We start from the raw sequence: 5,935 nt of genomic DNA on the forward strand, positions 1-5,935 counted from the left end.
ACACAGGCGATGAGAATATCTTTTACCCCTCGGTTTTGAAGTTCAGTTAACACGTTGAGCCAGAACTTAGCCCCTTCATTTTCGGATATCCACATGCCGAGCAATTCTTTATGGCCTTCAATATTGACGCCTAAAGCCAGATAAACTGCTTTATTAATCACGCGTTTGTCTTGCCTGATTTTAACCACCAAACAGTCTAAATAAACAATGGGATAAACCGCATCGAGTGGCCTGGCTTGCCATTCAATCACTTGCTCAATAACGGCGTTTTTTACGCGAGAAATAAGCGAGGGTGACACATCAGCATCGTACATTTCTTTGAAGGTAGCGACGATATCACGCGTGGTCATACCCTTGGAATACAGGTATAAAATCTTGTCGTCCATCGAGGTGAAGCGGGTTTGGTTTTTCTTCACAAGTTGAGGTTCAAAGCTTGAATCTCTATCGCGTGGGGCATCTAAATCGACTTGACCATCTTCGGTTCTGATGGTCTTCGATGAATAACCATTACGGTAGTTATTTTGCTGGGATTGCTCATGGCGAGCGTAACCAAGATGTTCATCTAGTTCAGCATTAAGTGCTGCTTCAACCGTTATCTTGGTTAACATTCTAAGAAAGTCAGTTAAGTCTGCTTCTGTCTTAATTGATTTAGCCGCTTGCTTACCAAACGCTTCGAGTGCTTTCTTATTCATAGTCTGCCTATCCTTAACCCTACATGGGTATTAATAATAGGCAGTTACACAGATTTTGTTAAAGGGTCATCAAAAAATATTTAATATCCTGCTTCATCCCTTACCGCTATTTCTAACCTTGACGTTAATTTACTTTTTTCAACTCCAGCCCTTTGTGAAATCATAATTTTAAGTAAAGAATTGATTTTATTTGTATAGTCATTTGATGCGGCGTGATTGATTATCCACTCGATGCAATGAGCGTGCTGTGAGTATAAGATAAACACATCATGCCACCATGGATTTGTAATATATTTATAAATATTAAACGATCTTTCATGGACGAGTTGCTCAGAGACTAAATACTCTTGAAATCGTAAATGACCAAACCCATATCCACCATTAGGTGTACTCAGTAATATTTCTGCAGGACTAATCAACTCCCTAACAATTGAGTGAATATCGGTTTCATCAATCAACTTCTCTGTCAAAATATCAATGATTTGAACCTTCGATAACTCTCTAACTCGCTTTACATGCATACTGAATGCTAAAACCTTAGCTGCATTAAGTAATACATCAGGTTGACAGTCCATCCTGTTAACACCTTTAAAACGATCAAAAACACCGCTTAAAAGATCGAATCTCTTTCTGTAAAGTGAAGCTTCGATTTAGGTAAAGGTACACCACTACTCTGTAATATAGACATAATAGTTGCTGATAGTGGGTTAGTAACAATCTGGTCTAATGCCGGATTTTCCTTTAAGTGTTCCATTATTGCAGAGGCTTTGTCTGGCTCCTCTGAAAACCATTTTTGGAAGAAGTTACGCTTTTGTTCATCATTGAATGGTAATAAAGAGACATTAACAAAACCTAAACTCTTTGTTTCTCTGACGGTATATCTAGAAGAAGTGATAATTTGGCACTTTGTATATTTAGTTGAAAACGCTTTTAAAGCATCTAAAATCCAATCGAAATTAACAATTGCTTCATCAACACTATCAAGGATTAAGACAGAATTACTGTTTTTTAATAACAAGTCCAACTCTGATTTAGAATAAAGTAGAGGATCCAACGTCTGAATATATTGAAAAAGCCCAGTTAGAACATCTTCCTCTTCAACCTTGGTAGATAATGTTGCTAGACGGTCTAATGTCATATAGATAACTAACTCATTTTCTCTATTTTGACATAAACTTCGGGTATACATTTGTAAGTTAGTTGTTTTCCCAGAACCTGCACCACCTAGAACGATTGTATTTAGCTTTGAATCAAATATTTTTACAAGCGATATAGGGACCGGCTTGTCTTTATCAAAGCCCTTTAGGTCTCCCATTTTAAATAATTCTTTATGATCTAGAATAAATGGAAAGGTACTTTCTAGTTTTAATAATAAGTGTAGGTATGATTTCAGATTATTTTTGATACTTTTACCAGCCAATAAAAATTCATCAACAACCTTATTATATTCTATACTGACTTTTTCAATATGGGCGCCTAGTTCAAAGCTTTTTTGATGACGACTTTGCTCTAATCTAATTTCCGCTTCTCTTTTTATATTTGATGTGTAATTACTATACTCAGTGTCTAGCTCAAGTACTTCTCTGTAAAATTCACGTTTATCGCCATCGATTTTGCAGCTTTCATAACCTACATTGAAAAAGTTTTCAAAATCAGCTCTATCATCAAATTTTGGGTAAAGATCTCTATATTTACTGTTAGTAATTCGGGAGTTAATTAGAAATCTTATTTTCTCATTTTCAAATTCGATAGGCCTTTTTTCATCTTCTAATCGTTGATTTAGTTCATAGGATGTTTGCATTTTATCAAGTACGGCAGAATCAAAAAAGTCACAGCCTAAATGAGTATTACTCATTATATTAGCTTGAATAAAGTAGTCCATTTCATGGTATTCCGCGATTAAAGTACGAGATGAATTAGGTAATACTTTAGTTATTGGAGAAAGACTTTCTTTATTTCCGGCAATGAAACTTGTTTCACAAAATAAATCAGAAATATTTTTAAACCCATCAAAGTTTAGAGCACTCATAAGATGTGTGTTGACTAGTTTTGGCAGGATCTTGTTCTCTATATATACATCTTTACCTGTTATCTGACGTTCAAGACCAGGCATATTAACTTTAATTAAATTCACTATCTTAGGACCATCAAGGATGGTAACACCTAAGTCTATAATTTTTTGAAAAGCGCCTCAATGAGAGTCATATGCTCGATCATATATAGTATAAGGAGTGATAAACACTAACTTTCTGAATTTAAGCTTTTGTCCAGTGCATTGCTCAACAACACCTTCATTTTTTAACTGTTCAATTTGAGTTAATAATTGCTGAAAACTATTCTTTGCTGAGTTTGACGTTGCTTTTAATTTTTTAACCTGTATTCCAATATAATCTTCTATACCTAACTCATCTTTTTTATATACAATTAAATCTCTACCTTTTTCGATCCCCCCGCCAGTAAACTCAACTCGACAGTTATAGATTTTTTCAAATAAAGGTTTAATTATAGTTTTACTGTATTTGTTCTCATCTAATTCAATTAATTCATCAAGCATCTAGCTACGTCCTTGGTTTTTATGTGATAGTAACTAAAAATTACATCCACAACGCGGTTCTAATCATTCCTAAATTACTATATCAGTATTAGAATAAGCTTATCAATTCATTAGAAAATATATGGAAAAAAATTTAAGTCTAACGTCTCCTTTGCGCACAAAGTGATGATTTGTGACGTTATGACTGTTTTTCTTACTAGCTTTGCCCCAAAAAATAATAAATGATTTCACATGTCGCCTAGAGGAGCTATCAAGCCAGATAATCCATTCTCTAAATTTTCGAATACCGACAGTTGTACTATTTAGCTAAGCCTTTTGGCAATTAACGTCTGAGGTAAAACAAGTTTAAAATCAATGGGAATCGATGTATAAAGCTATGGCTAGTTCGTAACTCATCTAAGTATGACTAAGCCAAAATGGTTCTAATAAATGTTCGTCGCATTTATTGTAAGCGAGCTATCGAGCCTGCTATTGTTAACAGTAAAATGAAGATATTTATGATCTACTATTTAAAATATAAGATATTTTTTATTTTCAGTGCTATTTTTCTTAACATCAAAGCAGCATAAAGGTAGGCTCTAGTTAATGTATATACCAAGTTGATTAATTAACTGTTCATTTTTAATGGTTAAAATTCAAAACTATGACGTTATAAAATTTATAAGGTGAATAACTACTGAGTAAATTTTATAGCTTGTATTTATCCATTTTTTTCGCATTAAAAAGTAGAACACTTAGTTAATCAAATGGCTATAACCATTGTTTTTTAGTTTTTTTCATCGCTTATTATTCGCTGAATTGAAAAATATTTATAGTATTCTTTGACTTATATTAGATATGACGTTTATATTCTATTAAGCTCGGTGGCCGAAGCTTAAGCTTGAGCTCAAAAAATATCCGGTCAATTTTTTACATAATGAAAATTATTACTAAACTAAAAGGTGATTTACCATGCTTCAATCAGTTGGTTTGCGCGATTATATGATCACTAACCCAATCAAGGTCAAAGAGGATGATAATTTATTAGATACGATGAAAATCATCATAGATAATAAGGTCTCAGGGGTTTGTGTAATAAATGAAAAGAAAGTCCTCGTAGGCGTACTTTCCGAAATGGATTGTTTAGCCGCCATACTCGAAAGCACTTACAATAATATTGGTGTTGGTGTAGTGAGTGAATATATGACTAAAGAAAATATAGTTGTTGCTCACCCTAATGATGACATTATCAATGTCGCTCAGGACATGCTGCTAAAAAAACATCGTCGTCGACCTGTTATTGAAGATGGTAAGTTGGTGGGCCAAGTTTCTTGTCGGCAATTACTGACAGCGGTTAATAAATTTAATAAGTAAAATTATTAACCGTACCAGGTTTTTATCACAGTACGCGCAAATAAGAACAATGACTTTATCTTAATTGATGGTTCGTTAGTCGCGTAAACTGCTTTAGGCTTTATCAAGCATAAGCCATGGTGCAGCAAGCATGCTTAAGCCATAATTGCTTATGTTTGATAAAGCCTATTTTTGATTACTTCAGCTATCTGATTAGCTAAATTTAGAAGTGTTTATTTATCGCCTTTTTCACTGAATTTGACCGCTTTATCCGCGATTGAGTAGGTAAAGCCTTTGGATATTAAATGCCGAAGCGCTTTTTGCTTTAATTTAATATCGTCAATAGGCTCTTCGCCAAACTTTCTGGTTTTTAATGAAAGTGCCTTAGCAAAATAATCATCCTCAGATGTTTCTAACACTTCAACACAGTCATTAATAATCTTGGATGCGAATCCCTTTAGATACAATTTTTCTTTGATTTTATTAGGACCAATATTTTTTTCTGATAAACTTTTAGTTAAGCGTGTTGCATAGCGAAAATCATTAATAATGTCATGTTCTATCAGATAATTAAGTGCTGGCTCATTAAATTGAGTATCATCTTTAAACAACATATTGGCTTTTTGAAGTAACGCTTTTGCGGAGTAATCTCCATACCTTTCAATCATCCAAATCATATAAGATTTGACCCGCTCATAAGAAATCACTTGTGGCTTTACATCTTTTTTACTTGTTTTTTTATACATGTGGCTACTTTGTTACTTTCAAAATCGGGTTTATTATAAGTCAATCTTGCTTAAAACGCTTAGGCATTAAATATCTATCAAGGTTTACACAAAAGGCCAATAAAATTGGCCTTTTGATGATAATTAGTTTCGATTACTACATTGCCATGCATTTAAATAAGATGAGTTAACAATAATCCCATCAAAGCCTTGTTCTTTTATCTTAATCAAGCTTTTGAAGGCTTGACGATAGTCTTGATAAGCACCTGTCATCAACGCCACCATTTGCCATTCAGATGAATAACATAAATGATAATAATCGCTTAATGACCTATTTTCTGTAGCAAACCTGATAACAGAACGTTTATGTTTATATACGCCATACTGAATATAGACTTGATTATTTTCTGTCTGTAATTGATGATTTAAATTAATATTATAATCACTTAGCCACTCGCTTGGTAAAAGCTTAAAGTACCAATGTGGTTTTTCTGTTGCTAAAATATGCTCTGCAACTTTGATATTGTGCATATTATTATTTTTTTCATCTGTGCTATCTGTTTCATCTATACTGTTTGTCTCATCTATATTGTTTGTCTCATCTATACTGTTTGTCTCATCTATACTGTTTG

At 33.4% G+C, this 5,935-nt stretch carries 7 protein-coding genes; 1 reads left to right on the forward strand and 6 read right to left on the reverse strand.

Translation table 11 applies throughout. The features are described from left to right. From H4J59_RS03870 to H4J59_RS03885, 4 genes are all read right to left on the reverse strand, one after another. Positions 1 to 692 (reverse strand): IS256 family transposase (locus tag H4J59_RS03870; protein WP_182236967.1); only part of this gene is annotated, 692 nt, incomplete at its 3' end. An 80-nt stretch (positions 693 to 772) separates the two neighbouring features. Next, positions 773 to 1,267 (reverse strand): hypothetical protein, encoded by a 495-nt coding sequence (locus tag H4J59_RS03875; protein WP_182236969.1) that lies wholly within the window; start codon positions 1,265 to 1,267, stop codon positions 773 to 775. Between the two features lie 35 nt (positions 1,268 to 1,302). Then, positions 1,303 to 2,826, reverse strand: a complete 1,524-nt coding sequence (locus H4J59_RS19615; RefSeq protein WP_182236971.1) for an NACHT domain-containing NTPase — start codon at positions 2,824 to 2,826, stop codon at positions 1,303 to 1,305. A gap of 57 nt (positions 2,827 to 2,883) precedes the next feature. Next, a complete protein-coding gene (locus H4J59_RS03885; RefSeq protein ID WP_182236973.1) occupies positions 2,884 to 3,246 on the reverse strand; it encodes a hypothetical protein in 363 nt (120 codons plus the stop codon). A gap of 951 nt (positions 3,247 to 4,197) precedes the next feature. Between H4J59_RS03885 and H4J59_RS03890 the strand changes: the two genes are divergently transcribed. After that, entirely contained in the window at positions 4,198 to 4,599 is a 402-nt protein-coding gene (locus tag H4J59_RS03890) for a CBS domain-containing protein (RefSeq protein ID WP_220469714.1), read from the forward strand. Between the two features lie 212 nt (positions 4,600 to 4,811). Here H4J59_RS03890 and H4J59_RS03895 read toward each other — a convergent pair whose 3' ends face one another. Next, the gene (locus tag H4J59_RS03895) at positions 4,812 to 5,324 is read right to left on the reverse strand and encodes a regulatory protein RecX (protein ID WP_182236975.1); all 513 of its coding nucleotides are present in this window, start codon (positions 5,322 to 5,324) and stop codon (positions 4,812 to 4,814) included. Positions 5,325 to 5,447: 123 nt separating this feature from the next. Next, the coding region (locus H4J59_RS03900; protein ID WP_182236977.1) for a hypothetical protein at positions 5,448 to 5,935 on the reverse strand (488 nt) is incomplete at its 5' end.

This window comes from Colwellia sp. MB02u-10 (assembly GCF_014077185.1).
GTDB lineage: Bacteria > Pseudomonadota > Gammaproteobacteria > Enterobacterales > Alteromonadaceae > Cognaticolwellia.

Excerpts from the sequence above, each read along its gene's own strand:
- H4J59_RS03885 (WP_182236973.1), bottom strand. The coding sequence starts at position 3,246 with ATGCTTGATGAATTAATTGAATTAGATGAGAACAAATACAGTAAAACT.
- H4J59_RS03875 (WP_182236969.1), bottom strand. The coding sequence starts at position 1,267 with ATGGACTGTCAACCTGATGTATTACTTAATGCAGCTAAGGTTTTAGCA.
- H4J59_RS03895 (WP_182236975.1), bottom strand. The coding sequence starts at position 5,324 with ATGTATAAAAAAACAAGTAAAAAAGATGTAAAGCCACAAGTGATTTCT.
- H4J59_RS03890 (WP_220469714.1), top strand. The coding sequence starts at position 4,198 with ATGCTTCAATCAGTTGGTTTGCGCGATTATATGATCACTAACCCAATC.